This is a genomic window from Macromonas nakdongensis (assembly GCF_002837145.1).
Classification (GTDB): domain Bacteria; phylum Pseudomonadota; class Gammaproteobacteria; order Burkholderiales; family Burkholderiaceae_C; genus Macromonas_B; species Macromonas_B nakdongensis.
Window position 1 is genome coordinate 1 of sequence record NZ_NWMV01000054.1, and the last position, 26185, is coordinate 26185.

21 protein-coding genes, 8 tRNA genes and 1 pseudogene are annotated in these 26185 nt (G+C 68.2%); 17 read left to right on the forward strand and 13 right to left on the reverse strand.

All coding sequences use genetic code 11. The features are described 5' to 3' along the window. Positions 1 to 141: 141 nt before the first annotated feature. Positions 142 to 627, reverse strand: coding sequence for a YajQ family cyclic di-GMP-binding protein (locus CON77_RS08340; RefSeq protein WP_101048707.1), 486 nt, complete (start codon positions 625 to 627; stop codon positions 142 to 144). 31 nt (positions 628 to 658) lie between these two features. Between CON77_RS08340 and murB the strand changes: the two genes are divergently transcribed. Then, positions 659 to 1714, forward strand: coding sequence for a UDP-N-acetylmuramate dehydrogenase (gene murB, locus CON77_RS08345; RefSeq protein ID WP_101048708.1), 1056 nt, complete (start codon positions 659 to 661; stop codon positions 1712 to 1714). A gap of 16 nt (positions 1715 to 1730) precedes the next feature. Beyond that, on the forward strand, positions 1731 to 2726 hold the full coding sequence (locus tag CON77_RS08350) for an alpha/beta hydrolase (RefSeq protein ID WP_157826885.1): 996 nt from the start codon (positions 1731 to 1733) through the stop codon (positions 2724 to 2726). Between the two features lie 13 nt (positions 2727 to 2739). On the opposite strand, the pseudogene CON77_RS08355 reads toward CON77_RS08350, so the two are convergent. The 4 genes and pseudogenes from CON77_RS08355 to CON77_RS08370 form a co-directional block, all read right to left on the reverse strand. Next, positions 2740 to 3990: pseudogene (locus CON77_RS08355) on the reverse strand (MFS transporter); the annotation flags it as partial. 20 nt (positions 3991 to 4010) lie between these two features. Next, positions 4011 to 5339 carry an argininosuccinate synthase gene (argG, locus tag CON77_RS08360; RefSeq protein WP_101048711.1) on the reverse strand — a complete coding sequence of 443 codons (1329 nt, stop codon included), beginning with the start codon at positions 5337 to 5339 and terminating at the stop codon, positions 4011 to 4013. A gap of 17 nt (positions 5340 to 5356) precedes the next feature. Next, entirely contained in the window at positions 5357 to 5674 is a 318-nt protein-coding gene (gene ppnP / locus CON77_RS08365) for a pyrimidine/purine nucleoside phosphorylase (RefSeq protein WP_101048712.1), read from the reverse strand. Positions 5675 to 5803: 129 nt separating this feature from the next. Next, entirely contained in the window at positions 5804 to 6151 is a 348-nt protein-coding gene (locus CON77_RS08370; protein WP_232788456.1) for an arsenate reductase, read from the reverse strand. A gap of 87 nt (positions 6152 to 6238) precedes the next feature. Between CON77_RS08370 and folC the strand changes: the two genes are divergently transcribed. The 15 genes from folC to CON77_RS08445 all read left to right on the forward strand — a co-directional run bounded on the left by folC (position 6239) and on the right by CON77_RS08445 (position 15182). Then, positions 6239 to 7570 carry a bifunctional tetrahydrofolate synthase/dihydrofolate synthase gene (gene folC / locus CON77_RS08375; protein ID WP_101048714.1) on the forward strand — a complete coding sequence of 444 codons (1332 nt, stop codon included), beginning with the start codon at positions 6239 to 6241 and terminating at the stop codon, positions 7568 to 7570. A 64-nt stretch (positions 7571 to 7634) separates the two neighbouring features. Continuing rightward, a complete protein-coding gene (locus CON77_RS08380; protein WP_101048715.1) occupies positions 7635 to 8369 on the forward strand; it encodes an SPOR domain-containing protein in 735 nt (244 codons plus the stop codon). Positions 8370 to 8371: 2 nt separating this feature from the next. Next, positions 8372 to 8857: a CvpA family protein gene (locus tag CON77_RS08385; protein WP_101048716.1), complete on the forward strand. Its 486-nt coding sequence runs from the start codon at positions 8372 to 8374 to the stop codon at positions 8855 to 8857. Positions 8858 to 8872: 15 nt separating this feature from the next. Next, the gene (gene purF, locus CON77_RS08390; protein WP_101048717.1) at positions 8873 to 10378 is read left to right on the forward strand and encodes an amidophosphoribosyltransferase; all 1506 of its coding nucleotides are present in this window, start codon (positions 8873 to 8875) and stop codon (positions 10376 to 10378) included. 3 nt (positions 10379 to 10381) lie between these two features. Further along, the gene (locus CON77_RS08395) at positions 10382 to 11599 is read left to right on the forward strand and encodes an O-succinylhomoserine sulfhydrylase (RefSeq protein ID WP_101048718.1); all 1218 of its coding nucleotides are present in this window, start codon (positions 10382 to 10384) and stop codon (positions 11597 to 11599) included. Then, the gene (gene gltX, locus CON77_RS08400) at positions 11596 to 13002 is read left to right on the forward strand and encodes a glutamate--tRNA ligase (RefSeq protein ID WP_101048719.1); all 1407 of its coding nucleotides are present in this window, start codon (positions 11596 to 11598) and stop codon (positions 13000 to 13002) included. Before CON77_RS08395 ends, gltX begins: the two co-directional genes overlap by 4 nt. A 76-nt stretch (positions 13003 to 13078) precedes the next feature. Beyond that, positions 13079 to 13154, forward strand: a tRNA-Ala gene (locus CON77_RS08405). Positions 13155 to 13194: 40 nt separating this feature from the next. Then, positions 13195 to 13270: transfer RNA gene (locus CON77_RS08410), tRNA-Glu, on the forward strand. Positions 13271 to 13273: 3 nt separating this feature from the next. Beyond that, a tRNA-Asp gene (locus CON77_RS08415) sits at positions 13274 to 13350 on the forward strand. Between the two features lie 6 nt (positions 13351 to 13356). Beyond that, positions 13357 to 13432: transfer RNA gene (locus CON77_RS08420), tRNA-Ala, on the forward strand. Positions 13433 to 13446: 14 nt separating this feature from the next. Further along, positions 13447 to 13522 (forward strand) — tRNA-Glu (locus tag CON77_RS08425). 47 nt (positions 13523 to 13569) lie between these two features. Next, a tRNA-Asp gene (locus CON77_RS08430) sits at positions 13570 to 13646 on the forward strand. Positions 13647 to 13660: 14 nt separating this feature from the next. Beyond that, positions 13661 to 13736 (forward strand) — tRNA-Glu (locus CON77_RS08435). A gap of 47 nt (positions 13737 to 13783) precedes the next feature. After that, positions 13784 to 13860 (forward strand) — tRNA-Asp (locus tag CON77_RS08440). A gap of 137 nt (positions 13861 to 13997) precedes the next feature. Next, positions 13998 to 15182, forward strand: a complete 1185-nt coding sequence (locus CON77_RS08445) for an MFS transporter (RefSeq protein ID WP_101048720.1) — start codon at positions 13998 to 14000, stop codon at positions 15180 to 15182. 22 nt (positions 15183 to 15204) lie between these two features. On the opposite strand, the gene cobA is transcribed toward CON77_RS08445, so the two are convergent. The 8 genes from cobA to CON77_RS08485 all read right to left on the reverse strand — a co-directional run bounded on the left by cobA (position 15205) and on the right by CON77_RS08485 (position 26001). Further along, entirely contained in the window at positions 15205 to 16005 is an 801-nt protein-coding gene (cobA, locus tag CON77_RS08450; RefSeq protein WP_101048721.1) for a uroporphyrinogen-III C-methyltransferase, read from the reverse strand. Beyond that, positions 16002 to 16958: a DNA-binding protein YbiB gene (ybiB, locus tag CON77_RS08455; RefSeq protein ID WP_101048722.1), complete on the reverse strand. Its 957-nt coding sequence runs from the start codon at positions 16956 to 16958 to the stop codon at positions 16002 to 16004. The genes cobA and ybiB overlap by 4 nt, the downstream gene beginning before the upstream one ends. A gap of 34 nt (positions 16959 to 16992) precedes the next feature. Continuing rightward, positions 16993 to 19932: a nitrate reductase gene (locus CON77_RS08460; protein ID WP_232788457.1), complete on the reverse strand. Its 2940-nt coding sequence runs from the start codon at positions 19930 to 19932 to the stop codon at positions 16993 to 16995. 26 nt (positions 19933 to 19958) lie between these two features. Further along, positions 19959 to 20351 (reverse strand): nitrite reductase small subunit NirD, encoded by a 393-nt coding sequence (gene nirD / locus CON77_RS08465; RefSeq protein WP_101048723.1) that lies wholly within the window; start codon positions 20349 to 20351, stop codon positions 19959 to 19961. Further along, complete coding sequence (gene nirB / locus CON77_RS08470) at positions 20348 to 22873, reverse strand: nitrite reductase large subunit NirB (RefSeq protein ID WP_101048724.1); 2526 nt, start codon at positions 22871 to 22873, stop codon at positions 20348 to 20350. The genes nirD and nirB overlap by 4 nt, the downstream gene beginning before the upstream one ends. A 98-nt stretch (positions 22874 to 22971) precedes the next feature. After that, entirely contained in the window at positions 22972 to 23799 is an 828-nt protein-coding gene (locus CON77_RS08475) for an ABC transporter ATP-binding protein (RefSeq protein WP_101048725.1), read from the reverse strand. After that, positions 23796 to 24707 (reverse strand): nitrate ABC transporter permease, encoded by a 912-nt coding sequence (ntrB, locus tag CON77_RS08480; RefSeq protein ID WP_101048726.1) that lies wholly within the window; start codon positions 24705 to 24707, stop codon positions 23796 to 23798. The genes CON77_RS08475 and ntrB overlap by 4 nt, the downstream gene beginning before the upstream one ends. 13 nt (positions 24708 to 24720) lie before the next feature. Beyond that, complete coding sequence (locus tag CON77_RS08485; protein WP_101048727.1) at positions 24721 to 26001, reverse strand: CmpA/NrtA family ABC transporter substrate-binding protein; 1281 nt, start codon at positions 25999 to 26001, stop codon at positions 24721 to 24723. Positions 26002 to 26185 lie beyond the last annotated feature (184 nt).

Sequence of the window (26185 nt, forward strand, 5' to 3'; positions counted from 1 at the left end):
ACCGCCAGCAGCGCCCGGCCGGCGCTCAAGCCGCCGAGCGCCACCGTTTGTGCCTGGGCACCCGCCGCACCGGCCAGCGCCGCCATCAGCAGCCAGGGCGCGGGGAGGTGGCGGGTGGGCATGGCGGAGGCGGCGCGGGGGTCAGTCGCGGAAGTTCTTGAACGACAGCGGCAGGTCGCTCAGCTCTTTCTTGATCACGGCCATGGCGGCCTGCAGGTCGTCGCGCTTGGCGCCGGTGACGCGCACCTCCTCGCCCTGGATGGCGGCCTGCACCTTGAGCTTGCTGCCCTTGATGGCCTGCTGGATTTTCTTGCCGTCTTCGGTGGCGATGCCGTTGCGCACCTTCAGCACCTGTTTGACCTTGTCGCCGCCGATCTTTTCTACCTTGCCGGCGTCGATGAAGCGCACGTCCACGCTGCGCTTGGTCAGCTTGTTTTTCAGGATGTCGTCGACCTGGGTGATCTGGAAATCGCTGTCGGCGTACAGGGTGATTTCCTTGTCTTTCAGCTCGACGGCGGCCGAGCTGCCCTTGAAGTCGAAGCGGGTGCCGATTTCCTTGGCGGTTTGCTCCACGGCGTTTTTCACTTCGACGAGATTGGGTTCCAGGACGGTGTCAAAAGAAGGCATGGGGTTCGATCACGGATGAGACAATCCGCGCATGTTAGTCGAGAACCACGTGGCGCTCCAGCGCCTGAACACTTTTGGCATCGCAGCGCGCGCGCACCGGCTGGCGCGGGTGCGCAGCGAGGCCGAATTGCAGGCCCTGATCCGCCACCCGGACTGGCGCGCCGACGAGGTGTTCGTACTCGGCGGGGGCAGCAACATCGTGCTGACCGGCGACCTGCGCGCACTGGTGCTGAAGGTGGAAGTGGCGGGCCGCCGCCTGCTGCAGGAAACCGACAAGGGCTGGCTGGTGGAGGCCGGCGCTGGCGAGCCGTGGCACGGCTTTGTGGCCTGGACGCTGGCCCAGGGCTGGCCGGGGCTGGAGAACCTGGCGCTGATCCCGGGCACGGTGGGCGCTTCGCCGGTGCAGAACATCGGCGCCTACGGGGTGGAGCTGCAGGACCGTTTTCACGGCCTGGACGCCATCGACCTGGAAACCGGCGAGCCCTTCAGCCTGAACGCGGCGCAGTGCGGTTTCGGCTACCGCGATTCTGTCTTCAAGCACGCCCGTGCCGGCGCACATGGCTTCGGCCTGGCCGGGCGGGCGCTCATCACCCGCGTGCGCTTCTGGTTGCCCAAGCCGTGGCAGCCGGTGCTGGGTTACCTGGACCTGGAACGCAAGATGGCCGAGACCGGCATCCATGCGCCGTCGGCCCAGCAGCTGTTTGACTGGATCTGTGACATCCGCCGCGCCAAGCTGCCGGACCCGGCCGTCATCGGCAACGCCGGCAGCTTTTTCAAGAACCCCACGGTCACGCCCGAGCAGTGCGTCGACATCATCGGCCGCGACCCGAAGGTGGTGCACTACCCCATGCCGGACGGCAGCATCAAATTGGCCGCGGGCTGGTTGATCGACGCCTGCGGCTGGAAAGGCAAGACCGTGGGCCACGCCGGCGTCTACGAGAAGCAGGCGCTGGTGCTGGTGAACCGCGGCGATGCCGAACACCCCTGCACCGGTGGCGAGGTGATGACGCTGGCCAAGGCCATCCAGACCAGCGTGTACGAGCGTTTTGGCATCCGGCTGGAGCCGGAGCCGGTGGTGGTGGGCTGATCGTGAGGTGCGCATGGTGAGCAAGCAGCGTGGCTGGCGACGTGCCGCCGTGTGGGTCCTGGCGGGCCTGTTGGCGGTGGTGCTGGCCGTGGCCCTGGGGCCGCGCAACGCCTACGGGCCCGATGAGCCCGCCCCCCGGCCGGCCTTGCCGGTCGACCCGAAGCAACTCGACGCCTGGCTGGTGCAGTCCGAAAGCGCCTACCCCGACATCCGGCCGGGTACCGCCAAAGGCGTCGTCTGGCACGGCGAGACGGGACAGCGCACGCCGTGGGCGGTGGTGTACCTGCACGGCTTCAGCGCCTCGCGGCTGGAGGTGGCGCCGCTGCCGGAACGGGTGGCGCAGCGGCTGGGCGCCAACGTCTTCTACACCCGCCTCAGCGGCAATGGGCGCACCGGGCAGGCCATGGGCGAAGCCCGTGTGCAGGACTGGTTGGCCGACACGGTCGAGGCGGTGCGCATCGGCCGCCTCTTGGGCGATCGGGTGCTGGTGCTGGCCACGTCCACCGGCGGCACCCTGGGCACCTGGCTGGCCACCCGCCCCGAAGGCGCGGACGTGAGCGCCTACGTCTTCATCTCGCCCAACTTCGGCCCGAAGAACCGCCTGTCCGAGCTGATCAACGGACCCTGGGGCCAGCAGCTGGCGTTCTGGCTGGAGGGTGAGATGCGCGGCGAGGTCTCGGGCAAGCCCGACGAGGCGCGTGGCTGGACCGAGCGCTACGCCACCCGGGCGCTGTTCCCCATGATGGCGCTGGTCCAACACGTGCGCGACAGCGATTTGTCGGCGTTTCGCACCCCGGTGCTGGTGTTCTACGCCCCGGGCGACCGCACCGTGGAGCCCGAGCAGACCCGCCAGGTGTTCGCGCGCCTGGGCAGCCCGCGCAAGACGCTGGAAGCCGTCAATTACAGCGAGGCCGAAGGCCAGCACGTGCTGGCCGGCGACATCCGTGCGCCCCGGGCCACCGGGCCCATGACCGAACGCATCCTGGGCTGGCTCGCCGAACAGGATTTGTGAGCCTGCAGCCAGCTCAGTGATCGGCGGCGTCGGGGTGCCGGCTCGGCGTCGCTGGGGGCAGTGCCAGCGTCCAGGCCAGCCGCGCGCCTACTGTCGCCATCAGCCCCGCGACCCAGAAGATGGCCGCCACCCCAACCACCGTGCCGGACGAGCCGAACACCAGGGGCATGCACACGCTGGAGGCGCTCACCGTCATCAGCCGCAGGCCCAGGGCCTTGCCGATGCGTTCGGGCGGGGTGATCTGGTGCAGCGTGCTCAACACCATGGGCTGCAGCGCGCCCAGGGTCCAGCCCAGCACCAGCGAGCAGGCCGCGGCCACCCAGGCGTTGGGCACGAAGGGGTAGAGCGCCAGCAGCCCCCCGGTGGCGGCCAGGCAACTGCCCATCAGGGCGTGTTCCGGCCAGCCCGCGGTCAGGCGCGGCAGCATGGGCCGAGCGATCGCGGCCGACGCGGCGAAAGCGGCCAGGATGAAGCCGATCACCGACGCGCTGAAGCCGCGCTCGTGTCCCAGCATGGGCACGACGAAGGCGTGCACGTCCCAGCAGGTGGCCACGATCCAGGCCGTGGCCAGCAGGCGGCGCATGCGCGTGTGCTGCAGCAGCCTGCCGCTGGCGGCGGTGGCCGGTGCCGCGGCGCCGCGTGGGGCCGTTTTTTCGGGCACGCCGCGCACCCAGAACCAGCTCGACAGGGCCAGCACACCCACGGTGGCACAGGCCCAGCGCAGCGCGGTGGTGTCCAATGCCGTGGCGCCGGCGTGGTCCAGGATCAGCCCGCACAGGGCCGGTCCGATCAGGTTGGCCATGGGCGGCGCCAGCGACAGCCAGCCCCACAGCTCGCGCCGTTCCTGCACGCTGCATTCCACCATACCCGCGCGCCGCTGCACCGACACCTGGGCCAGCCCCATGGCGCCGCCGGCCAGCAGCGCCGCCACGCAGAACGCGGCGTAGCTGGCCCCAATGGCCGCCACCGCCGCGCCGCCACCCGACAGGGCCAGACACAGCCGCCAGGGCAACTGCAGGCCGCGGCGGTCCACCAGCTTGCCCCAGGGCAGGGCCATGAGCACGTTGCTGGCGGCGAACAGCGCGATCAGCCCGCCGATGGCGAGCGCCCCATGCCCGTGGTGCAGCGCGTACAGCGGCAAGGCCATGCGCAGGCCGGTCATGCAGGCGTGCACCGACACCTGACCGACGATGAGCCGGGCCAGAAGGCGTTTGGAAGCAACCATGGACCGCTGAAATGCAGAAAAGGCCGGTCGCCCGGCCTTCGGTGTCTGCCTGCCGGGGCTTACTGGCCCAGCTTCAGGAAATCGTCGCCCTGGCCCAGCGACAGCAGGCCGGCGTTGGAATACACGCCCAGCTTGGCGCGCGTGTCCACGATGTCCAGGTTGCGCATCGTCAACTGGCCGATGCGGTCCAGCGGGCTGAACGGCGCTTCTTCCACCTTTTCCATGCTCAGGCGCTCGGGCGCGTAGGTCAGGTTGGGCGACTCGGTGTTCAGGATCGAGTAGTCGTTGCCACGGCGCAGCTCCAGCGTCACCTCGCCGGTGATGGCACGGGCCACCCAGCGTTGGGCGGTTTCGCGCAGCATGATGGCCTGCGGGTCGAACCAGCGGCCCTGGTACAGCAGGCGGCCCAGCTTCAGGCCGTTCATGCGGTACTGCTCGATGGTGTCTTCATTGTGGATGCCGGTGACCAGGCGCTCGTAGGCGATGTGCAGCAGCGCCAGGCCCGGGGCCTCGTAAATGCCGCGGCTCTTGGCTTCGATGATGCGGTTCTCGATCTGGTCGCTCATGCCCAGGCCGTGGCGGCCGCCGATTTCGTTGGCCTTCAGGATCAGGTCCGCCAGGTTGTCGAAGCTCTGGCCGTTCAGCGCCACCGGCACGCCTTCTTCAAAGCGCACGGTCACTTCCTCGGCCTTCACCGCCACCTCGTCCTTCCAGAACGCCACGCCCATGATGGGGTTGACGATGCGGATGCCGCTGTTCAGGTGCTCCAGGTCCTTGGCCTCGTGCGTCGCGCCCAGCATGTTGGAGTCGGTGCTGTAGGCTTTCTCGACCGACATCTTGTAGTCGTAGCCGTTGGCGATGAGGAATTCGCTCATCTCCTTGCGGCCGCCCAGCTCGTCGATGAAGGTCTGGTCCAGCCAGGGCTTGTAGATTTTCAGCGCCGGGTTGGTCAGCAGGCCGTAGCGGTAGAAGCGCTCGATGTCGTTGCCCTTGAAGGTGGAACCGTCGCCCCAGATGTGGACGTCGTCTTCCTTCATGGCGGCCACCAGCATGGTACCGGTCACGGCGCGGCCCAGCGGGGTGGTGTTGAAGTAGGTCACGCCCGCGGTGCTGATGTGGAAGGCGCCGGCTTGCAGCGCGGCAATGCCTTCGGCCGCGAGTTGCGGGCGGCAGTCCACCAAGCGGGCCTGGATGGCGCCGTAGCCCATGGCCTTGCGCGGGATTTCGTCGTAGTCCGACTCGTCCGGCTGGCCCAGGTTGGCGGTGTAGGCGTAGGGCAGGGCGCCCTTCTTCTTCATCCACAGCAGCGCGGCAGAGGTGTCCAGGCCGCCTGAAAAGGCAATGCCCACTTTTTGCCCGGTGGGCAGTTGTTGCAGGATGGTGGCCATGCGTCAGCTCCCTGGAATCAACCGAAGTGGCAGATGTAGTGGTAGGCCTCGGTCACACGGATCTCGAAGCTGCTGTTGCCCGGGATGCTGAATTTCTCGCCGGGGCCGGATTTCAGCCAAACGTCGGTGCCGGCCAGTTTGTATTCGCAGCCACCGGCCACGCATTCCATGATTTCGGGCGCGCCGGTGTTGAAGGTCAGGGTGGCGGGCAGCACCACACCGACCGACTTCTTGGTGCCATCGGGGAAGGTGATGCCGTGGCTGACGCACTTGCCGTCGAAGTACACGCTGGCTTGGGTGTTGACGGACACGCCGGAGATTTGGGTGGTGCTCATGGGGGTGGGGTGGAAAGGTGGCTGAACAGGGGGTGGCCGCGCAGAACGGCCAGGTCAACCCTGCATTTTAGGGGAGGCGTTGGTGCCGCAGGCGGGCAGGTGCCTGGACGCGTCGGCCGGGGTGGGGTTTCAGCCGCGTTCGGCCCAGTCGTCCGGGGCAAAACCCACGGTCACGTCGCCGTTGCTCCACTCCACCACGGGTCGCTTGATCACGCTGGCGTGCTGCGCCATCAGGCCGTGGGCGCTGGCTTCGTCGGTCAGGCCGGCCTGCACGGCAGGGTCCAGCTTGCGCCAGGTGGTGCCTTTGCGGTTGACCAGTTTTTCCAGCCCGACCTGCGCCACCCAGTGTGGCAGCCGGGGTTCCGGCACGCCCTGCTTCTTAAAGTCGTGGAACTCGTGTGCCACCCCGTGTTCGTCCAGCCAGGTGCGGGCTTTTTTCACGGTGTCGCAGTTGGGGATGCCGTAAACCTTGATCATGCAGGGCATTGTGCCGGAATATCTGTGCCCGACCGGGCTGGTGGCACTGCGACAATACCGTTTTCGAATTGCCACCACCCTTTGCCCATGAACGCGCTCCCTACCACCCTGGCCGATTGGCTCGCCCATTGCGAACGCCTGCACCCCAAGACCATCGACATGGGGCTGGACCGGGTGCGCGAGGTGGCTGCGCGCCTCAACGGCGGTCAGGGCCTGGTGCTGCCGTGCCCGCTCATCACCGTCGGCGGCACCAACGGCAAGGGTTCCACCTGCGCCATGCTGGAGGCCATCTACCTGCAGGCCGGCTACCGCACGGGCGTCTACACCTCGCCGCACCTGGTGCATTTCCAGGAACGCTGTCGGGTGCAGGGCGAGGCCGTGGCGCCCGAAGCCCTGTTGCCGGCGTTTGCCGAGGTCGAGGCCGCGCGCCGCGGTGGCCCCGGCCAAGCCGAGGTGTCGCTCAGTTACTTCGAGTTCACCACCCTGGCCATCGTGCTCACCCTGGCCCGTGCCGGGCTGGACGTGATCGTGCTGGAGGTGGGGTTGGGCGGCCGCCTGGACGCGGTCAACGTGTTCGACACCGATTGCGCCGTCATCACCAGCGTGGACCTGGACCACGTGGAATACCTGGGCCCGGACCGCGAATCCATCGGTTACGAAAAAGCCGGCATCATGCGCACCGGCCGCCCGGTGGTGGTGAGCGACCCGGTGCCGCCGCAGAGCGTGCTCGACCGGGCGCTGGAAATCGGTGCCGACCTGTACCGCGCTGGGCGCGACTTCACCTGCGGGGGCGACAAGCAGCAGTGGAACTGGGCCGGGCGCAGCCGCCGCTACGCCGGCCTCGCCTACCCGGCCTTGCGCGGTGCCAACCAACTGGTCAACGCCGCCGGGGTGCTGGCGGTGGTGGAGGCCCTGCACCCGCGCCTGCCGGTCACCGCGCAGGCGGTGCGCAACGGCCTGGCGCTGGTGGAGTTGCCTGGGCGCTTCCAGATCGTGCCCGGCCAGCCCACCCTGGTGCTGGACGTGGCGCACAACCCCCACGCCGTGGCCGCCCTGGCCGAAAACCTGGACGCCATGGGCTTCTACCCCACCACCCATGCGGTGTTCGGGGCCATGGCCGACAAGGACCTGCGCCCCATGTTCGAGCGCGTCAACCCGATGATCGACCGCTGGTATTTCACCGACCTGCCCCTGCCGCGTGCGGCCCCGGCGTTGGACCTGGCCGCCATCTGGCAGGGTGTCAACACCCGCCCCGATGCCCGCGCCAGCCAGCACGCCTCGCCCCAGGCGGCGCTGGCGGCGGCGGTCGCGGCCGCCGACCCGGCTGATAGAATCGTGGTTTTCGGATCCTTTTTCACCGTGGGTGGCGTGCTGCACGACGGTGTGCCGCGCTTGTCCGCCAAGCACCTGCAGGCCTGACGCCTCGGCGCCCGCTGCCCACGCACCCCCGGCGCCGCCGGGCCACCCTTAGCGAAACCGGCGAATGTTCAATCTCCGTTCTGGCGGGCAGGGCAGTTCCAGCCCGTCGCAGCCCCCTTCCATCGAGGCCATTCGTCGCCGCGCGCGCCACCGCCTGATCGGTGCCAGCGTGCTGGTGCTGGCCGGTGTGGTGGGTTTCCCGCTGTTGTTCGACACCCAGCCACGCCCGATCGCCGTGGACATCCCGATCGACATTCCCGCCAAGAACGCGGTGCCGCCCCTGGCCATGCCCGGGGCGACCGGCCCGGCCGCCGTGAAGGTGGAGGGCCTGGCCGAGCGCGAGGAAGTGGTGCCGGCCACCCCGGCGCCCCAACCCGAGTCCGCCGCGCCGGAAGCGGCCCGTCCGGTCGGATCGGGCACGCCCGCGGTCCCGTCCGCGGTGGTCGCATCCCCCGCTCCTGCGGCCCCCAAGGCCCCGGCCGAACCGGCTGCGCCCGTCCAACCGGCGCCGCCCTCCGAAGCGGCTCGGGCCCAGGCCCTGCTCGACGACAAACCCGCAGCGCCTGCCGCCGCCCGCATCGTCGTGCAGGTGGGTGCCTTTGCCGAGCAGGCCCGGGCCCAGGAGGTGCGCAGCCGGCTGGAGCGCGCCGGTCTGAAAACCTACACCCACGTGGCCGAAACCTCCGAGGGTAAGCGCATCCGCGTGCGCCTGGGGCCGTTCGCGTCGCGCGCCGAAGCCCAGAAAGCCGCCGACAAGGTCAAGGCCCTGGGCCTGCCGGCGGCCCTCCTGACCCTGTGAGTATGGGCGGCGTCGATATTTTCTTTCTGCTGGTGCTGCTGGCCTCGCTGGTGCTGGGGCTGTGGCGCGGCCTGGTCTACGAAGTGTTGTCCCTCGTTGGCTGGGTCCTGGCCTTTTTCCTGGCCCAGTGGTACGCCGAAGACGCGGCCGCCTATCTGCCCCTGGGCAGCACCGCCGAGCCCTTGCGCTACGCCGCCGGTTTTGCGGTGGTCTTCATCGCCACGGCCTTCGCGTCGGCGTTCGTCGCCTGGCTCATCCAAAAAGGCATCGAAAGTGTGGGCCTGCGCCCGGTGGACCGGGCCCTGGGGGCCGCTTTCGGTGCCCTGCGCGGTGTGGTCATCCTGCTGGCGCTGGCGCTGGTGGTGAACATGACGCCCCTGAAAGAAGAAGAGGCCTGGCGCACTTCGGTCGGGGCAGGGTGGCTCCATGCCGGCCTGCGCACCGCCAAAGGCGCCATGCCCGAAAACATTGCCCAGTATTTCCCTTGAATCCAGGACCTGTACATGTGTGGAATCGTTGGTGTCGTCAGTCAAGCGCCGGTCAACCAGTTGATCTATGACGCGTTGCTGCTCTTGCAGCACCGTGGCCAGGATGCCGCCGGCATCGTGACCCAGTTGGAGCGCAAGTTCTTCATGCACAAGGCCAAAGGCATGGTGCGTGACGTGTTCCGCACGCGCAACATGCGGGCCCTGCCGGGCAACAGCGGCCTGGGCCAGGTGCGCTACCCCACGGCCGGCAACGCCTTCAGCGAAGAAGAGGCCCAGCCCTTCTACGTGAACGCGCCCTTCGGCATCGTCATGTCGCACAACGGCAACCTGACCAATGCCCACGCGCTCAAGCAGGAGATGGTCCAGTCGGACCACCGGCACATCAACACCGAGAGCGATTCCGAGGTGCTGCTCAACGTGCTGGCGCACGAACTGGGGCAGGCCAGCGAGCACGGCCAGCTGCACACCGAAGCGGTGTTCGCCGCGGTGCGCGCGGTGCACAAGCGGCTCAAGGGGTCTTACGCCGTGGTCGCGCTGATCGCCGGCCACGGCCTGCTGGCCTTCCGCGACCCCTACGGCATCCGCCCGCTGTGTCTGGGCGTGGGCAAGGACGGCACCGTCATGGTGGCGAGCGAATCGGTGGCGCTGGAAGGCACGAGCCACGAGCTGGTGCGCGACGTGGCGCCCGGCGAAGCGGTGTTCATCGGCCTGGACGGGCAATACGAATTCCGCCAGTGCGCCGACAATCCGCAGCTCTTCCCCTGCATTTTCGAGTACGTCTACCTGGCCCGCCCGGACTCGACCATGGACGGCATTTCGGTCTACCAGGCGCGCCTGAACATGGGCGAGACCCTGGCCAAGCGGGTCGTCTCCACCGTGCCGCCGAACGAGATCGACGTCGTCATCCCCATCCCCGAATCCAGCCGCCCTTCTGCCACCGAGCTGGCCCAGCTGCTGGGCAAGCCCTACCGCGAAGGCTTCGTCAAAAACCGCTACGTCGGCCGCACCTTCATCATGCCGGGCCAGGCCGTGCGCAAGAAATCGGTGCGCCAGAAGCTCAACGTGATCGCCAGCGAGTTCAAGGGCCGCAACGTGCTGCTGGTGGACGACTCCATCGTGCGCGGCACCACCAGCCGTGAAATCGTGCAGATGGCGCGCGAGGCCGGGGCCAACAAGGTCTACATGGCCAGCGCCGCGCCGCCGGTGATCTACCCCAACGTCTACGGCATCGACATGCCGACCAAGGACGAACTGGTGGCGCACGGCCGCAGCACCGAGGAAATCCGCCAGATCATCGGCTGCGACGCCCTGATTTACCAGGACGTGGACGCGATGAAGAAGGCCGTGGGTGCCCTGAGCACCCAGCTGTGTGGTTTCGAAGCCTCGTGTTTCGATGGCGTCTACGTCACCGGCGACGTGACTTCCGAGGACGTGGTGCGCCTGAACGAAAAGCGCGTGGGCACCGAGGAAGGCGACACCGACACCTCGCGCCTGTCGCTGCCGAACTCCCAGGAGTCCTGAGCCGTGGCCGATTCTTCGTGGCAACACCTGCGGCGCGAGACCCTGGCGGTGCGCGCGGCGGTGCCGCGCAGCCAGTACGGTGAAAATTCCGAGGCGCTGTACCTGACCAGTGGCTACGTGCAGCCCGACGCGGCCACCTCGGCGCGCCGTTTCGGCGGCGAGGAAGACGGTTACACCTACGGCCGCTCCGGCAACCCCACCGTCACCAGCTTCGAGCAGCGCCTGGCCGCGCTGGAAGGCGCCGAGGCCTGCATGGCCACCGCGTCGGGCATGTCGGCCATCATGCTGATGTGCTTCAGCCTGCTCAAGGCCGGCGACCACGTCATCATTTCGCAGTCGATGTTCGGCTCCACGCTCAAGCTGATCGGCAGCGAGTTCGGCCGCTTCGGGGTGGAAACGTCCATCGTGCCGCAGACCGACCTGGCGGCCTGGCAAGCGGCCATCCGGCCCAGCACCCGCCTGCTGTTCGCCGAAACCCCCACCAACCCGCTGGGCGAGGTGTGCGACATCGCCGCCCTGGCCGCGCTGGCGCATAACGTTGGTGCGCTGTTGGCGGTGGACAACTGCTTTGCCACCCCCGCGTTGCAGCGCCCGATCGAGCTGGGCGCCGACATCGTCATGCACTCCGGCACCAAGTACCTGGACGGACAAGGCCGCGTGATGGCCGGCGCCCTGTGCGCCCGCGAGCAGTTGGTGGTCGAGAAATTCCTGCCGGTGCAGAAGAACTCGGGCATGGTGCTGTCGCCCTTCAACGCCTGGGTCGTGCTCAAAGGCCTGGAAACGCTGGACCTGCGCATGCAGGCGCAAAGCGCCCTCACGCTGGAACTGGCGCAGTGGCTGGAAGCCCACCCCGCCGTGGCCCGGGTCTATTACCCCGGCTTGGCCAGTCACCCGCAGCACGAACTGGCCATGCGGCAGATGAACGGACTGGGTGGCGCGGTGCTGTCGTTTGACGTGAAAGCCAGCAGCTCCGAGCAGGCCCGCGCCCGCGCTTTCCATGTGCTGGACCAGCTGCAGGTGCTGTCGCTCTGCACCAACCTGGGCGACACCAAAACCCTGTGCACCCACCCCGCCAGCACCTCGCACGGCAAGCTCACCGAAGCGCAGCGCCAGGCCGCCGGCATCGGCCAGGGTCTGGTCCGCGTCGCCGTCGGCCTGGAACACCCGCAAGACGTGCAAGACGACCTGGCCCGTGGCCTGAACACCCTGGATACCCTATGACCCAACGCGTCCGCACCCGTTTCGCCCCGTCGCCCACCGGCTTCATCCACCTGGGCAACATCCGCTCTGCCCTGTACCCCTGGGCCTTTGCCCGCGCCCACGGCGGCGACTTCGTCCTGCGCATCGAAGACACCGACCAGGAACGTTCCACCCAGGCCGCGGTGGACGTGATCCTCGAAGGCATGGCCTGGCTGGGCCTGGACCATGACGAAGGTCCGTTCTACCAGATGCAGCGCATGGACCGCTACAAGGAGGTTCTGCAACAGTTGATCGCCGCCGGCCATGTGTACCCCTGCTACATGGGCGTGGAGGAACTGGACGCCCTGCGCGAGCGCCAGATGGCCAACAAGGAGAAGCCGCGCTACGACGGCACCTGGCGCCCCGAACCCGGCAAGACCTTGCCGCCGGTGCCTGAAGGCGTCAAGCCTGTGCTGCGTTTCAAGAACCCGCAAGACGGCGTGGTGGCCTGGGACGACAAGGTCAAGGGCCGCATCGAAATCCGCAACGCTGAGCTGGACGACTTGGTGATTGCCCGTCCGGCGCCCGAAGGCGAGGCCGTGGGCACGCCCACCTACAACTTCTGCGTGGTGGTGGACGACATCGACATGGCCATCACCCACGTCATCCGGGGCGATGACCACGTCAACAACACGCCGCGCCAGATCAATATCTTCCGCGCCCTGGGCGTCGAGCCGCCGGTGTACGCCCACCTGCCCACCGTGCTCAACGAGCAGGGCGAAAAGATGAGCAAGCGCAACGGCGCCAAGCCTGTCACCCAGTACCGCGACGAAGGCTACCTGCCCGACGCGATGGTGAACTACCTGGCCCGCCTGGGCTGGAGCCACGGCGACGACGAAATCTTCAGCCGCGCGCAGTTCCTGGAATGGTTCGACCTGGACCACCTGGGTCGCAGCGCCGCGCAGTTCGACGAGGCCAAGTTGCGCTGGGTCAACGCCCAGCACCTCAAGGCCATGGCCGACGACGCGCTGGCCCCCCTGGTGGCGGCGCAACTCGCAAAGCGCGGTGTGCAGGTGGACGAGCGCCTGCCTGCCATCTGTGCCTTGTTCAAGGACCGCTGTGACACCGTGGTGGTGCTGGCCGATTGGGCCGCTGCTTTCTACACCGAGGTGTTGCCCCAGCCGGAAGACCTGGCCCAACACGTGACCGAGGCCGTCAAGCCCGCCCTGGCCGCCCTGGCCGCCAAGCTGTCCACCGGCGACTGGAGCAAAGAGGGGGTGGCCACCGCCATGAAGCAGACCTTGGCCGAGTGTGGTCTGAAAATGCCGCAACTGGCCATGCCGGTGCGCGTGCTGGTCATGGGCACGCCGCAAACGCCGTCGGTGGACGCGGTGCTGGCCTTGCAGGGGCGCGAAAAAGTTTTGGCCGCACTTCAAAAGGTTTGAAATACGGTATAGAATTCAAGTCTTGCCAGCGCAGACGGCTTTTGAGAGAAGGCGGTTTGTGTGTGTTGCAGACCATGGGGGTATAGCTCAGCTGGGAGAGCGCTTGCATGGCATGCAAGAGGTCAGCGGTTCGATCCCGCTTACCTCCACCAATGGGTCGCAGCACAAACAGGCATCGAGTTTTCTAGGTTTGACCCTATCGTCTAGAGGCCTAGGACATCACCCTTTCACGGTGAGTACCGGGGTTCGAATCCCCGTAGGGTCGCCACTTGGAGTGGTAGTTCAGTTGGTTAGAATACCGGCCTGTCACGCCGGGGGTCGCGGGTTCGAGTCCCGTCCACTCCGCCACAATTTGGGGGTATAGCTCAGCTGGGAGAGCGCTTGCATGGCATGCAAGAGGTCAGCGGTTCGATCCCGCTTACCTCCACCAAATTTCTAGGTTTTGACCCTATCGTCTAGAGGCCTAGGACATCACCCTTTCACGGTGAGTACCGGGGTTCGAATCCCCGTAGGGTCGCCAAGTTTGCAGCACTTGGTCAGCCGCAAGGTTGGCAAAGCTGTCTACCAGGAGTGGTAGTTCAGTTGGTTAGAATACCGGCCTGTCACGCCGGGGGTCGCGGGTTCGAGTCCCGTCCACTCCGCCAGATTTCTAGGTTTTGACCCTATCGTCTAGAGGCCTAGGACATCACCCTTTCACGGTGAGTACCGGGGTTCGAATCCCCGTAGGGTCGCCAAGTTTGCAGCACTTGGTCAGCCGCAAGGTTGGCAAAGCTGTCTACCAGGAGTGGTAGTTCAGTTGGTTAGAATACCGGCCTGTCACGCCGGGGGTCGCGGGTTCGAGTCCCGTCCACTCCGCCACCACCGCACCGCTGTCGGTTTTTCACCGCCAGCGGTTTTTTGTTGCCTGCGGCGGCCTTTCCGCGCCGTCTCGCAAGTGACCCCGGGCGACCCGGCCCGGCTTGGTGGGTCGCGGCCGCTGGCGTACAGTCGCGGGCATGGATGCCGTTCCCCGCCATGTGCTCCCGGTCCTGGTGCTTGCGCAGTTCGCCGGCACGTCTCTGTGGTTTGCCGTCAACGCCATCATGCCCGACCTGCAGGCCGAGCTGGGCTGGCCTGACACGGCCTTGGGCACGGTCACCTCGGCGTTGCAGTTCGGCTTCATTGCGGGCACCTTGGTGTTTGCCCTGGGGGCGATCGCCGACCGTTTTCCCGCCCGCCTCGTTTTCCTGTGCTGTTCGCTGGCGGGGGCCTTGTGCACCCTGGGGGCCTGGTGGTGGGTGCGCGACCAGCACGCGCTCATGGCCTGGCGGTTCGCCACCGGCTTCTGCCTGGCCGGCATTTACCCGGTGGGCATGAAGATCGCGGCCCAGTGGTACCGGCAAGGTCTCGGTGCGGCGCTGGGGCTCTTGATCGGTGCGCTGGTCCTGGGTTCGGCGAGTGCCCACGGTCTGCGTGCCTGGGGGCAGGACCTGCCCTGGGACCGCCTGATGTGGACGGTGGCGGCCTTGGCGGCCGGGGGCGGGGTGCTGTTGTATGTGGCGTTGGGCGAGCCGCCGCAGCGGCCCGGTGCCGCCGTGCCCTTGCGCTGGTCGGCGGTGGCCACCGTCTGGACGGACCGCCGCGTGCGCAGTTCGGTGTTGGGGTATTTCGGCCACATGTGGGAGCTGTACACCGTGTGGGTGATGGTGCCGCTGGTGCTGGCCACCCGCTTGCAGGGGCAGGCGGTGTCGCTCGCGGCCTTTGTGGTGCTGGGGGGTGGTGCCATCGGTTGCATCGTGGGCGGCTTGCTGGTGCGGCGCTGGGGCGGGGCCCGCGTGGCGTCGGTGCAGTTGGCCGTCAGCGGGGCGTGCTGCCTGCTCACCCCTTGGGCCCTGGACGCCCCCGACGTGCTGTTCGCGGCGTGGTTGCTGGCCTGGGGCGTCACCGTCTCAGGCGATTCGCCGCAGTTTTCGGCCCTGACGGCGCGCAACGCCCCGCCGCAGGCGGTGGGCAGTGTGCTCACCCTGACCAACAGCCTGGGGTTTGCCATTTCCATCGTCAGCATCCTGGGCTTCACCGCCTGGGCGGAGTCGGCGCCTTTGGCGCAGGTGCTGCCGTGGCTGGCCGTGGGGCCGGCCTTGGGCCTGTGGGCGATGCGGCCGTTGCTGGCAGAGGAACGCGTGGCCCGCGTCCCGGCCTGAGCGCCCGCAGATCCCGTGGACTTCAGGCGGCGGCCGACCAGGGAAGGCCAGCCGTGTCGGTGGCCGGAATCTGGGCCGCGGCCAGACCCTGCAGCACGTCGCCGACCACGATGATGGCCGGGCTGCCCAGCCGGTGCGTGTGCAGGGTGGATTGCAGGCGGCCCAGTGTGCCCACGGCGTGGCGCTGCTGGGGCAGCGTGGCGTGCTGGACGATGGCCAGGGGCGTGTCGGCCGGCAGGCCCTGGAGCAAACCGTGTTCGATGGCCTCGGCGCTGCTGACGCCCATGTAGATCACCAGCGTCAGTTTGGCCTGCGCGGCGCAGCGGGCCAGCGCAGCCCAGTCGGTCCCCTGGTCGCCGGGCTTGGCGTGGCCGGTGACGAAAACCACCCCATGGGCGTGGTCGCGGTGCGTCAAGGGCAGGTTGAGCGAGGTGACCGCCGCCAGACCCGAAGTGATGCCGTTGACCACCTGCACCGGGATGCCTTCGTGCTGCAGGTGTTCCACTTCTTCGCCGCCCCGCCCGAAAACGAAGGGGTCACCGCCTTTGAGGCGGACCACGACTTCGCCTTCGCGGGCGGCCTGGATCATGAGTTTTTCGATGAAGGCCTGGGGGGTGGACTGGCAACCGCCGCGCTTGCCGACGTGCACCACCCGGGCGCTGGGCCGGGCATGGGTCAGCACCGCGTCGTTGACGAGGTCGTCCACCAGCAGTACTGTGGCCGAGGCGATGGCCTTGACCGCTTTGAGGGTGAGCAGGTCCGGGTCGCCGGGGCCGGCGCCCACCAAGGTGACGCTGCCCGGTGCACAAAAGATGGTGTTCATGTGGCGGTCTCCGATGTGGGGTGGACGTGGGATGGCAAGGCGGCCAGCACCTGCTGGACCTGCAGGGCGATGGGTGTGGGCAGGGCAACCTGGCCGCGCAACACGGCCAGGGTGTAGGCCGCGGTGGCGGCCACGTCGTGCCCGGGGGGCAGGGTGGGCAGCTGGGTCAGCGGGCCGGCTTGTGTGGCCTGCACGGTGTGGCCACGGCCGTGGGCGAACAGGTCCATCTGCGGGGTGCGGCGCGCGTCGGCCACGGGTTCGCCTTCGGTCCCGCGCAGCAGCAGCGCGTGCTGGCCGGTCAGACGGAACAGGGCCGACATGCTGTGCAGGTATTCGGGGTGGGTGTAGCTGCTGACCAGCAGGCTGGGCGGGGCGCAGGGGTTGAGCAGCTTGACCAGGCTGTGCGCCGGGTTGCGCAGACCGATGACGCGCCGCGCGTCGAGCAGGCGTTGCAGGCCAGGCAGCAGGCCCGCCGTGGTCAGGGCGTAGACGCCGGCGGTCTGGCCGGTCTGGGCGAGGGTGTCGGGAAAGGCCAGTTGCCCGGGGGGCAGCTCGGCGGCCACGGCCCGCAGCACCTGGTGGCTGGTGACGCGGCCCGGGTCTTGCGTCTGGCCATGCAGCAGCACGCGCAGTCCGTGCCGGGCCAGCGACAGCGCCAGCAGGGGGGTGAGCACCGGCAGTTTGCGCGCGCCGTTGTAGCTGGGCAGCACCACGGTGGGCACGTCACCGGCGGGCAGCGGGACGAGGCGGGCGTGAATGGCGTCGAGGAAGCCGGCCAGCTCTTCCGGCGTTTCGCCCTTGACCCGCATGGCGATGCAGAACGCGCCCAGGGCCAGGTCGGGCACCTGACCGTCGAGGAGTTGGCCGAACAGGTCCGCCGCCTGGGCGCGGTCGAGCGCCCGGGCGCCGTCTTTGCCACGGCCGATCTCTTTGAGGTAAGCGGAAATGCTCATGCCCGCATTTTCCTGGTTTTTTGATTACAAAAAGTCATGAGCAGATACCGCCCAGGACCGGGGCCGGGGTGCTGTCGGTGTCTGCGGTGCGGGCGGCGCAGGGCGTGTGCTGGACCAGGCGCTTGAGTTCGGGCACGCAGGAACCGCATTGGGTGCCGCAACGCAAGCGCCCTTGCAAGGTGGCCAGGCGCTCTGCCGGGGCACCGGGGGTGTCGGCCAGTACTTCGACGATGTCGCGCTCGCCCACGCCCAGGCAGTTGCACACCGGTTTGTTGCGCGGGTTGGGGGCGCCCCCGGGCGGGGTGGCCGAGGGGACGAGCAGTTCCAGGCCGGTGACAGGGGGCACCCCGCCGCCGCGCAAGACGTCGGCCAGCCAGAGCCGGGATCGGGTATCGCCAGCGAGCAGAAAACCTTTTAGGCGGCCGCTGCCGTCGTCGGCCCAGCGCACGCGCCGGTGCTGGTGCCGGGGCGGGTCTTCGTAGCGCAGCAGACCGGGGCCGTCCAGACCCAGGGCCTGGGCGACGGCGGCCCATTCGCCCGGTGACGGGGCCTGGGCCGCACCGGCCTGGAACCACAGGCCGACGCGTGGGGGGGCACCATCGCGCGGCGTTTGCGCGTCGGCGATGGGCACGCAGACGGCGTGGTCGAAGCGCTGCAGCCAGGGGCGCAGGGCCTGCTGGGTGCGCAAGGCCTGGTCGGCGGGGAGCCAGGCCATGGCGCAGAGGGCCCAGGGCAGGCGTGCGGCTTCGATGCGCACCGCGGCGTGCTTGAGTTCGGGCTGTTTGGACGTGGGGCAGTGGGCCGAGGTGGTCAGGCCGTTGATGCCGCTGAGTGGGCGGCCCTGGGCGTCGCGCCCCCCGAGGTATTCGCTGCCCCAGTGCATGGCGACGAAGGCCTGGCGCCGGGCCACGTCGGTCGAGGGTTGGGCCGGCAGCACCACCTGGCCGCGCTTGCTGGTGAGGCGCACCCAGTCGCCGGCCTGCAGGCCGAGCTCGGCCAGGTCGTCGGGGTGCAGGGCCACCTCGGGTTCGCTGGCGTGGCCGAACAGGCTGCCGACGGCGCCGGTGCGCGTCATGCCGTGCCACTGGTCGCGCAGCCGGCCGGTGGTGAGGGCGTAGGGGTAACGCGATTCGCGCTCCTCCGCCACCGGGCGGTAGGGCAGGGCGGCAAAGCGGGCTTTGCCGTCGGGCGTGGGAAACTGGCCGTCGGTGTAGAGGCGCTCGGTGGCCTGGCTCGCGCTGGTCGGGTAGGGCCAGTGTTGCGGGGCCTGTTCCAGTTGGGCATAAGTCAGTCCGGTGATGTCGAGGTCGCGGCCGCGGGTGCTCTCCCGGTGCTCGTTCCAGACCTGTTCCGGCGTTTCGTAGGGAAACAGGGGGCGGGGCGCCCGGGAAGGCAGGCGCGCTTCCAGACGGCGGGCCAGGTCCACGGCGATCTGCCAGTCGTGGCGCGGGCCGTCTGCGTTGACCGAAGGGGGCGCGACCGCCGGGCGCACCCGGCTGATGCGGCGCTCGCTGTTGGTGACGGTGCCGTCTTTTTCGCCCCAGGTGGTGGCGGGCAGCAGCAGGTCGGCCCAGTCGCAGGTGGCGGCGCTGGCATAGGCATCTTGCACCACCACGAATTCGGCGCGCTCCAGGGCTCGGCGCACCGTGGCCTGGTCGGGCAGGGACTGGGCCGGGTTGGTGCAGGCGATCCACAGGGCTTTGACCTCGCCATCGGCGGTGGCCTGGAACAGCTCGATGGCGGTCTTGCCTGGGGTGGCGGGCAGGTCCAGGCCTGGGTTCAGGCCCCACAGGGCGGCCACTTCGGCGCGGTGCGTGGGGTTGGCCAGGTCGCGGTGCGCCGACAGCAGGTTGGCCAGGCCACCCACCTCGCGCCCGCCCATGGCGTTGGGCTGGCCGGTGAGCGAAAACGGGCCGGCGCCGGCGCGGCCGATCTGGCCCGTGGCCAGGTGCAGGTTGATCAGGCTGGCGTTTTTGGCGGTGCCGTTGCTGGACTGGTTCAGGCCCTGGCAGTAGAGGCTGAGCGTGCGCAGGCGCTGCGAGGCGGCGATGGCCCCGGCGGAGGGTGTGTCTGCGTCGGGTACGCCGGCGAACCAGCGCGCCGCGGTGAACAGGTCGGCCACGGGCAGGCCGCAGACCTGGGCCACCACCTCGGGGGTGTGGGCTTGCACCAGTTCGCGCAAGGCGGCGAAGCCGGTGGTGTGGCGCTCGATGTAGTCGGCATCGACCCAGCCCTTGGCCAGCAGGATGTGCAGCAGGCCGTGGAACAGCATCACATCGGTGCCGGGTTGCAGCGGCAGGTACAGGTCGGCCAGGCTGGCGGTGTCGGTGCGGCGCGGGTCGGCGACGATGACCTTCATGCCTGGGCGCTGTGCCTTGGCGTCTTCGATGCGACGGAACAGCACCGGGTGCGCCCAGGCGGCGTTGCTGCCGACGATGAACAGGCAGTCGGCGTGGTTCACGTCGTCGTAGCAGGCCGGTGGGGCGTCGGCGCCCAGGGTGAGCTTGTAGCCGGCGACGGCGCTGCTCATGCACAGGCGCGAATTGGTGTCGATGTTGTTGCTGCCCAGCAGGCCTTTGGCGAGTTTGTTGAAGACGTAGTAGTCCTCGGTCAGCAACTGGCCGCTGACGTAGAAGCCGACGGCGTCGGGGCCGTGCTCGCGCACGGTGGTCGCCAGGCGGTCGGCGGCCAGGTCGAGGGCCGTGTTCCAGCCCAGGGGCTCGGGGGCGGCACCGCGCTGCAACCGGCGCATGGGTTGCAGCAGCCGCACCTGCTGGGCGATGGCCGGCGTGGCCGTGAGGTGCAGGGTGGAGCCCTTGGTGCAGAGGCGCCCGAAGTTGGCCGGGTGCTGCGGGTCGCCACGCACGTGGGTGATGTGTTCGCCCACGGATTCGATGATCACGCCACAGCCCACGCCGCAGTAGGGGCAGGTGGAGCGGGTTTCCCGGGCCAGGGCGGTCGGTGCGGCGGTCACGGTGGGGTCCTCTGCGGGCAGTGCGTTCAGGCGGCGGGCGTGCAGCGCCGCGCCGGACCGGCGATGGGGCGGGCCAGGTCGGTGGCCTGGGTCGCCAGTTCGTGTGCATCCAGCCACACGTCGCCGTTTTCCACCTTGACGGCGAAGCGCGGGGTGCAGCCTTCGTCGGGGGCCGCGGCCTGGCCGTTGCACAAGCCGATGGTCCAGTTGTGCAGCGGGCAGGCCACACTGCGGCCGAACACAATGCCCTGGCTCAAGGGCCCGCCCTTGTGCGGGCAGCGGTCGAGCAGGGCAAACACCTCGTCGTCGGCGTTGCGGAACACGGCGACGTCCAATCCCGCGGCGCGGGCCACGCGGCGCGAGCCGAGCACGGGGATGTCGTCGACGCGGCAGATCAGGGTCCAGGCGGGTGCGGTCATGCGGAGGCTCCTTCCAGCGGGGTCAGGGTGGCGTCGGCCGCCACGGTGGTCACGGGGCTGAACTGGCGCACGTCCACTTCGGCCTTGGCGAATTCGAACCAGGGGTCGGGCTCGCCCTCCAAGGCGGCCTGCAACTGCGCCCACAGGGCCTGGCGGCCGGCGTGGTCGTTCAGGATTTTTTCTTTCACGTGATCCAGTCCCACGCGGTTGACGTAGTGCACCGTGCGTTCCAGGTACCAGCCTTCCAGGCGGTAGAGCTGCATGAAGGCACCGGTGTATTCCAGCACCTCCTCAGCGGTTTTCAGCTTGCACAGGAAGTGCGCCACCTCGGTTTTGATGCCACCGTTGCCGGCGATGTACATCTCCCAGCCGCTGTCCACGCCGATGATGCCCACGTCCTTGATGCCGGCCTCGGCGCAGTTGCGCGGGCAACCCGACACGGCGAACTTGACCTTGTGTGGGGCGTACATGCGCCACATGGCGCGCTCCAGGTCCTTGCCCATCTGGGTGCTGTCCTGCGTGCCCATGCGGCACCATTCGCTGCCCACGCAAGTCTTCACGGTGCGCAGCGCCTTGGCGTAGGCGTGGCCGCTGGGCATGTCCAGGTCTTTCCACACGGCCACCAGGTCTTCCTTCTTCACGCCCAGCAGGTCAATGCGCTGGCCGCCGGTCACCTTGACGGTCGGGATGGCGTATTTGTCCACCACGTCGGCGATGCGGCGCAATTCGCTGGCCGTGGTCTCGCCGCCCCACATGCGCGGGATGACGCTGTAGGTGCCGTCCTTCTGGATGTTGGCGTGGCTGCGTTCGTTGATGAAGCGGCTCTGCGGGTCGTCTTTGGCCAGTTTGGGCCAGGTGCTGATGAGGTAGTAATTCACCGCCGGGCGGCAGCTGGCGCAGCCGTTCGGGGTTTTCCAGCCCAGGTGCTGGAACACGGCGCCCGTGGTGAGCAGCTTGCCGCCGTCCGCCAGCGGGGTGGCGATGGCGGCGCGCACGTCGGCGTGGCTGTGATCGGTGCATCCGCACATCGGTTTTTTCTTCGGGGTGGCGCTGTAGTCGCCGCCGGCGGTGAACATCAAAATTTGCTCGACCAGGCCGGTGCACGAGCCGCACGATGCGCTGGCCTTGGTGTGCTTGCGCACCTCGTCCAGGGTGAACAGGCCTTTGTCTTTGATGGCCTTGCAGATCGCACCCTTGTTCACGCCGTTGCAGCCGCAGACCTCGGCGTCGTCGGGCATGCTGGCGGCCTTGGTGTGGCCCTCGTGGCCCACGTCGCCGATGTGGCTTTCGCCGAACATCAGCTTGTCGCGGATGTCGGCCACGTTGCGGCCCTCGCGCAGCAGCTTGAAGTACCAGGAGCCGTCTACCGTGTCGCCGTACAGGCAGGCGCCCACCAGCTGGTCGTTCTGGATCACCAGCTTTTTGTAGACGCCGCCCACCGGGTCGCTCATCAGGATTTCTTCGCAGCCTTCGCCGCCGGTGAAGTTGCCGGCGCTGAACAGGTCGATGCCGGTGACCTTGAGCTTGGTCGAGGTGAGCGAGCCGGTGTAGCGGCCGATGCCGAATTCGGCCAGGTGGTTGGCCAGCACCTTGCCCTGCTCGAACAGCGGCGCCACCAGGCCGTAGGCGATGCCGCGGTGCGCCGCGCATTCGCCCACGGCGTAGATGCGCGGGTCGGTCACGGTCTGCAGCGTGTCGCTGACGACGATGCCGCGGTTCACATGCAGGTGCATGCTCTCGGCCAGCGCGGTGTTGGGGCGGATGCCCACGGCCATCACCACCAGGTCGGCGGGCACGGTGCTGCCGTCCTTGAACTGCACCTGGGCCACGCGGCCACTGTCGTTGGCCAGCAGCGCCTGGGTCTGCGCGCCCATGAGGAATTTCATGCCGCGCTGTTCCAGCGACTGTTGCAGCAGCTGGCCCGCCACTTCGTCGAGCTGGCGCTCCATCAGCCAGGGGCCCACGTGCACCACCGTCACGTCCATGCCGCGCTTCATCAGGCCGTTGGCGGCTTCCAGGCCGAGCAGCCCGCCGCCGATCACCACCGCGTGTTTGTGCACCGTGGCCGCGTCAATCATGGCCTGGGTGTCGGCGATGTCGCGGTAGGCCAGCACGCCCGGCAGGTCCTTGCCGGGGACGGGCAGCATGAAGGGGTTGGAACCGGTGGCCAGCACCAGCCGGTCGTAGGCCACGCTCTGGGTCTGGCCCTGGGCGTTGCGGGCGTGCACCAGGCGGCGGGTGCGGTCCACCGCGGTCACCGTCCAGCCCGCGTGCAGGGTGATCCCGTGCTCCTGATACCAGGACCAGTCGTTGAGGACGATCTCCTCCAGCGTCTGCTCACCGGCCAGCACCGGCGACAGCAGGATGCGGTTGTAGTTGGGGTGCGGCTCGGCGCCGAAGACGGTGATGTCGTACAGGTCCGGGGCGAGCTTGAACAGCTCCTCCAGCGCCCGGACGCCGGCCATGCCGTTGCCCACCATCACCAGTTTCATTTTGCTTTTGGGTTCGACTCGCATGTCCATGGCGCAGCTCCAACTCCACATTCAGGGGTGAGCGACCCCCCGACCGGTGTCCGACCGGCCGTGGTTCGCTGGGGTTTCGGGGGGGTGACCGGGCTCGGTCAGGCGGCCTTTTCCACGTGCGCCTGGCGCGTGTAAAGGAAGTCGATCACCGCCTTGCGGCAGTGCAGGTAGGCCGGGTCTTCGGCCAGTTCCACCCGGTGGCGCGGGCGTGGCAGGTCCACCGTCAGCACCTCGCCAATGGTGGCGGCGGGGCCGTTGGTCATCATCACGATCTTGTCGGACAGCAGCACCGCTTCGTCCACGTCGTGCGTCACCATCACCACCGTGCTCTGGGTGCGGGCCACGATCTCCAGCAGCTCGTCCTGCAGCTTGGCGCGGGTCAGCGCGTCCAGGGCGCCGAAGGGCTCGTCCATCAGCAGCACCTTGGGCTCCATGGCCAGGGCGCGGGCAATGCCCACGCGCTGCTTCATGCCGCCGCTGATTTCGCCTGGGCGCTTCTGCGCCGCGTGCGTCAGCCCCACCAGGGCCAGCGCGGCGTGGGTGCGTTCGGTCAGCTGGGCCTTGCTTTCGGCCTTCTGACCGGTGCTGCGCGCCCCAGAGCCGAACACCCGCTCCACCCCCAGGTAGACGTTGTCGAAGCAGGTCAGCCACGGCAGCAGCGAATGGTTCTGGAACACCACCGCGCGCTCCGGGCCGGGGCCGGCGATCTCGCGCCCGGCGCACAGCAGCACCCCCTGGGTCGGGCTGGTCAGACCGGCGATCAGGTTGAGCAAGGTGGACTTGCCGCAGCCCGAGTGCCCGATCAGGGCCACGAACTCGCCTTTGGCGATCGTCAGGTCGATGTCGCGCAGCGCCGGGAACAGGCCCTTTTTCGTCTTGAAGGTCTGGGCCACGCCTTCGATGCGGATGTACTTGCTGTCGCTCATGATTTCACCTCTTCGAACGTGAAGGCCGTGGCCAGTTGGATCAGGGCGTGTTCCAGCAGCAGGCCGACGATGCCGATGACGAAGATCGCCACGATGATGTTGGTCACGTTCAGGTTGTTCCACTCGTCCCAGACCCAGAAGCCGATGCCCACGCCGCCGGTCAGCATCTCGGCCGCCACGATCACCAGCCAGGCCGTGCCCACCGCCAGGCGCACGCCGGTCAGCATGTAGGGCAGCACCGCCGGGAACAGGATCTTGGTGACGATCTTCCACTCACTCAGGTTGAGCACGCGGGCCACGTTCATGTAGTCCTGCGGCACGCGCTGCACGCCCACCGCGGTGTTGATGACCATCGGCCAGATGGAGCAGATGAAGATGGTCCAGATGGCGGCCGGGTTGGCGCCCTTGAACACCAGCAGGCCGATCGGCAGCCAGGCCAGCGGCGAGACCGGGCGCAGCAGGCTGATGAGCGGGTTGAACATGCGGCTCAGAAAATCGAAGCGGCCGATGGCAAAGCCCGCCGGAATGCCCACCAGAGCGGCCAGGCCGAAGCCCATGGCCACGCGCTGCAGCGACATCAGCACGTTCCAGCCCACGCCCTGGTCGTTCGGGCCGTTGCGGTAGAAGGGGTCGGAAAAAATCGCCACGGCCTGCTTCCAGGTGTCCAGCGGGGTCGGGATGCTGCTGCCGGTGGACACCGACACCAGGTACCACAGGCCCACCAGCAGGGCCAGGCCCAGCACCGGGGGCACCACGGCCATCGCCAGGGCCGACCAGTCGAAACCGCTGGCGCGTGCGGGCGGCTCTGCCGGCTCGGTGCGGCGGGCGGGGGCCGCCGGCGCAGGGCCGGTGGCGGCGGGCGCCGCCACAGCAGCGTCCAGGGGGGCGTGAAACACGGCGCTGACCATGGTGCAACCCTCCTCAGGCCTTGATCTTGAAGGCGTCGGCGTACTGGGCCGGGTTCTTGCCGTCCCAGGTCACACCGTCGATGAACTTGCTGCTGCGCATCGCGTCCTTGGGCACGCCGATGCCCATCGCGCCGGCCACCGACTTGTACAGGTCCACCCGGTTGACCTGTTTGGCGATACCCAGGTAGTCGGGGTGGCTCTTGAGCAAACCCCAGCGCTTGTGCTGGGTCAGGAACCACATGCCGTCGCTCAGGAAGGGGAAGTTCACCAGCCCGTCGTTGAAGAACTTCATGTGGTTCGGGTCGTCCCAGGTCTTGCCCAGGCCGTTTTGGTAGCGGCCCAAAATGCGCTGGTTGATCGCGTCCACGCTGGTGTTGATGTAGCTCTTCTGCGCCACCGTTTCGGCCATCTTCAGCTTGTTCTGCAGGCCGGCGTCGATCCAGCGGCTGGCCTCCAGCACCGCCATCATCACCGCGCGGGTGGTATTGGGGTACTTGCTCACGAATTCGCTGGTGGTGCCCAGCACCTTTTCCGGGTGGTCTTTCCAGATGTCCTGGGTGGTGTTGGCGGTGATGCCGATGCCGTCCATGATCGCGCGGTGGTTCCAGGGCTCGCCCACGCAGAAGCCGTCCATGTTGCCGATGCGCATGTTGGCCACCATTTGCGGCGGCGGCACGGTGATCAGCTTGGCGCCCGACAGCGGGTTGATGCCCGCGGCCGCCAGCCAGTAGTGCATCCACATGGCGTGGGTGCCGGTGGGGAAGGTGCCGGCGAAGGTGTATTCACGCGGTTTCTGCGCCATCACCTTGGCCAGGCTGGGGCCGTCCACCGCGCCCTGGCCGGCCAGCGCCTTGCTCAGGGTGATGGCCTGGCCGTTGTGGTTCAGGTTCATCAGGATGGCCATGTCCTTCTTGGGGCCGGCGGTGCCCATGTGCACGCCGTACACCAGGCCGTAGAGCACGTGGGCCAGGTCCAGTTCGCCGTTGACCAGCTTGTCGCGTACGCCGGCCCAGCTGGCCTCTTTGGTCGGGATGATCTTGACGCCATACTTCTGGTCGAAACCCAGCACCGAGGCCATGACCACGCTGGCGCAATCGGTCAGCGGGATGAAGCCGATCTTGACTTCCTTCTTTTCCGGGGCGTCGGAGCCGGCGGCCCACACGCCATGGTGGCCCAGGCTGGAGAACAGGGCGGCCCCGGCCACGGCGCTGCCCTGCTTGATCCATTCGCGGCGGCTGGGGGAGGCGGGGGTGCAGGTTTCGGCGGTGGCGGTGGCAGACGGGGTGTTGGGCATGTCAACTCCTGGGGCAAGGCTTCAAGGCCCCGGCCAACGACAAACGGCGTCCATCACACCACTGGGCCAGCCAATGGGCGATGGACGCCGTTGTCCATGTGTCCGGGAAGACGTCGGTTCGCGCCGCCGTTGGCGCAAGCCGTTGCCCCAATCAATGCAGGAGTCGTGCCAGGTGTGTTTTTCC

Excerpts from the sequence above, each read along its gene's own strand:
- CON77_RS08475 (WP_101048725.1), bottom strand. The coding sequence starts at position 23,799 with ATGAGCGACAGCAAGTACATCCGCATCGAAGGCGTGGCCCAGACCTTC.
- folC (WP_101048714.1), top strand. The coding sequence starts at position 6,239 with ATGAACGCGCTCCCTACCACCCTGGCCGATTGGCTCGCCCATTGCGAA.
- gltX (WP_101048719.1), top strand. The coding sequence starts at position 11,596 with ATGACCCAACGCGTCCGCACCCGTTTCGCCCCGTCGCCCACCGGCTTC.
- CON77_RS08385 (WP_101048716.1), top strand. The coding sequence starts at position 8,372 with ATGGGCGGCGTCGATATTTTCTTTCTGCTGGTGCTGCTGGCCTCGCTG.
- ybiB (WP_101048722.1), bottom strand. The coding sequence starts at position 16,958 with ATGAGCATTTCCGCTTACCTCAAAGAGATCGGCCGTGGCAAAGACGGC.
- ntrB (WP_101048726.1), bottom strand. The coding sequence starts at position 24,707 with ATGGTCAGCGCCGTGTTTCACGCCCCCCTGGACGCTGCTGTGGCGGCG.
- CON77_RS08445 (WP_101048720.1), top strand. The coding sequence starts at position 13,998 with ATGGATGCCGTTCCCCGCCATGTGCTCCCGGTCCTGGTGCTTGCGCAG.
- cobA (WP_101048721.1), bottom strand. The coding sequence starts at position 16,005 with ATGAACACCATCTTTTGTGCACCGGGCAGCGTCACCTTGGTGGGCGCC.
- nirD (WP_101048723.1), bottom strand. The coding sequence starts at position 20,351 with ATGACCGCACCCGCCTGGACCCTGATCTGCCGCGTCGACGACATCCCC.
- purF (WP_101048717.1), top strand. The coding sequence starts at position 8,873 with ATGTGTGGAATCGTTGGTGTCGTCAGTCAAGCGCCGGTCAACCAGTTG.
- ppnP (WP_101048712.1), bottom strand. The coding sequence starts at position 5,674 with ATGAGCACCACCCAAATCTCCGGCGTGTCCGTCAACACCCAAGCCAGC.
- CON77_RS08380 (WP_101048715.1), top strand. The coding sequence starts at position 7,635 with ATGTTCAATCTCCGTTCTGGCGGGCAGGGCAGTTCCAGCCCGTCGCAG.
- CON77_RS08340 (WP_101048707.1), bottom strand. The coding sequence starts at position 627 with ATGCCTTCTTTTGACACCGTCCTGGAACCCAATCTCGTCGAAGTGAAA.
- CON77_RS08370 (WP_232788456.1), bottom strand. The coding sequence starts at position 6,151 with ATGATCAAGGTTTACGGCATCCCCAACTGCGACACCGTGAAAAAAGCC.
- nirB (WP_101048724.1), bottom strand. The coding sequence starts at position 22,873 with ATGGACATGCGAGTCGAACCCAAAAGCAAAATGAAACTGGTGATGGTG.
- murB (WP_101048708.1), top strand. The coding sequence starts at position 659 with ATGTTAGTCGAGAACCACGTGGCGCTCCAGCGCCTGAACACTTTTGGC.
- argG (WP_101048711.1), bottom strand. The coding sequence starts at position 5,339 with ATGGCCACCATCCTGCAACAACTGCCCACCGGGCAAAAAGTGGGCATT.
- CON77_RS08485 (WP_101048727.1), bottom strand. The coding sequence starts at position 26,001 with ATGCCCAACACCCCGTCTGCCACCGCCACCGCCGAAACCTGCACCCCC.